This window comes from Maribacter sp. (assembly GCF_039968975.1).
Taxonomy (GTDB): Bacteria; Bacteroidota; Bacteroidia; order Flavobacteriales; family Flavobacteriaceae; genus Maribacter.
Genome location: NZ_JBDVOT010000265.1, coordinates 1 through 2,291, shown reverse-complemented (window position 1 = coordinate 2,291; position 2,291 = coordinate 1). Strand labels below are relative to the sequence as shown.

2 protein-coding genes are annotated in these 2,291 nt (G+C 34.2%); one reads left to right on the top strand and one right to left on the bottom strand.

Annotation, left to right across the window (positions count from 1 at the left end):
• Positions 1–334, top strand: a 334-nt coding sequence (locus tag ABJI11_RS18120) for a fasciclin domain-containing protein (RefSeq protein WP_348355544.1), incomplete at its 5' end; no start/stop codon positions are given.
• On the opposite strand, the gene pheT is transcribed toward ABJI11_RS18120, so the two are convergent.
• Positions 335–2,291 (bottom strand): phenylalanine--tRNA ligase subunit beta (pheT, locus tag ABJI11_RS18115; protein WP_348355541.1); only part of this gene is annotated, 1,957 nt, incomplete at its 5' end.

The following is a 2,291-nucleotide window of genomic DNA, read 5'->3' as shown; positions in this document are numbered from 1 at the left end:
GTCTAACATGGCGTTTGAAAAACTATCGAAAGCTACCATTGATAAGTTATATGACCCTGAAAATAGAAAGGCATTAAAAGATATGCTTTCTTATCATATCATAGCAGATAAATTATCAGCCTCTAAAATGCTACAAGCTATGTGTAGGGGTAATGGCATTGCAAAATTTACTACCATACAGGGAGAAAAGATTACAGCTACTATGCAAGGTATAGATATTGTGCTAACAGACGCATCTGGAAACAGTGCAACTATAACCACCGCAGATTCAAATCAATCTAACGGCATCATTCATGAAGTTGATACCGTTTTTGTTCCAGAAAAAATGCTTTAATTATCGTAGTGTAGCTCCTAGATTACGCTCATAGGTATTCTGTAACTTTGACATAATTTTTTCTATCTGTTTTTCCGTTAAAGTACTTTTGTCATCTTGTAAAGTGAAGCTTACTGCATAAGATTTTTTGCCTTCAGGAAGGTTCTTACCTTCATAAACATCAAAGAGTGTCATGTCTTTTAAATACTTGCGTTCTGCACCAAAAGCAAGGTCATGCAGTTCCTTGTAGGTAGCCTTATTGTCTAGTAATAACGCAAAATCTCTTTTTACTTCTGGGTGCTTAGGTATTTCTTTGTAAGTAACTGGTGTGGTTTTTATTTGTTTTAAAACTGCGCCCCAATCAAAATCAGCATATAGAACATCTTGCTTAATGTCAAAATGTTTTAATATAGATTTTTTTATTAGACCAAAAGAAACCAATTCTTTTTTCTTGTGGGTATATGATAACCCTTCAGAAAATATAGATGAAGTAGTTGGTGTACTTTTTAAGTCAGATAAACCTAATCTAAAAAGAACAGATTTAACTATAGATTTTAATTCAAAAAAGTTTGTGGCAACTGCTTTATTGGTCCAACTATCAGGAACTGAATCACCACTAATTAGTATACTTAAATATTTAGGTTCAATTCGTTTGTCACCTTTAGCATAATAAGTTTTACCAAATTCAAATAATTTAAGGTTAGCTCTTCTACGGTTAATATTATAACTCGCTGCTTCCAAAGCTGAAAATAATGAAGTTCTTCTCAATATGGATAAATCACCACTAAGTGGGTTGATAATCTCAATAGATTTGTGCTGCTCGTCCTCATCTGTTAACAAAGAAGTATAGTCAGGGTTCGTTAAACTATTGGTTAGAATTTCATAATACCCTTTTGAAGCTAAAGCATTACCTATAGTGTTTTGTATGGTATGATCGGCCGCAGCTTCTGTAGTAGCTATAGAAGCATTTAATTTTTGGCTAAAAGCCACATTATTATAACCGTAAACCCTTAGAATTTCTTCGATTACATCTACTTGACGCTGAACATCTACACGGTATGAGGGTACTTCAAGACCCATGCCTGCTTCAGTTACATTCTTAACCTTTATGTCTAAAGATGCCAATATTGATTTAATAGTGTCTTGCGGAATTTCTTGCCCAATCAGCTTATTGATTTTTTCAAAAGCCAAGAACACTTGAAAATTAGGATGCTTTTTAGGGTATAGGTCGTATAAATCAGAAGTTATTTCCCCGCCAGCAATCTCTTTAATCAAAAGAGCGGCACGTTTTAGGCTGTATTCTACATTTTCAATATCAATTCCACGTTCAAATCTAAACGATGCATCTGTATTTAAGCCGTGTCTCTTAGCTGATTTTCTTATGGATACAGGGTTAAAATATGCACTCTCTAAAAATATTGAAGTAGTCTCTTCTGTAACTCCAGAACCTAATCCACCAAATACACCAGCTAAACACAATGGTTTTTCGATATCGCATATCATAAGATCATCTTCATGTAAAGTTCTTTCGATCCCGTCAAGTGTAGTGAATTTAGTGCCTTGGGGTAATGTTTTTACCTCTATCTTGTTTCCTTTTATCTTTGCGGCATCAAAAGCATGCAAAGGTTGCCCTAGTTCGTGTAAAACATAATTAGTGGCGTCAACAACATTATTTTTAGGGGTAAGACCTATAGATTTTAGTCTGTTTTGTAGCCAAGTAGGTGATGGTTGAATTATTAAATTACTTAAAGTTACACCACAATAACGTGGAGCTAATTCAGTTTTTAAAACATCAACATCAATTTTTAATGATCTATCATTTATATTAAAATGACTAGTAGAAGGGGTAATCAGTTCTTTTGTGATTTCCTTTTGCTTAAGTCCTGCTTTTAAGTCTCTTGCCACGCCAAAATGGCTCATGGCATCTGCTCGATTTGGAGTTAAACCAATTTCAAAAACTTCGTCTTCTTCTATGTCA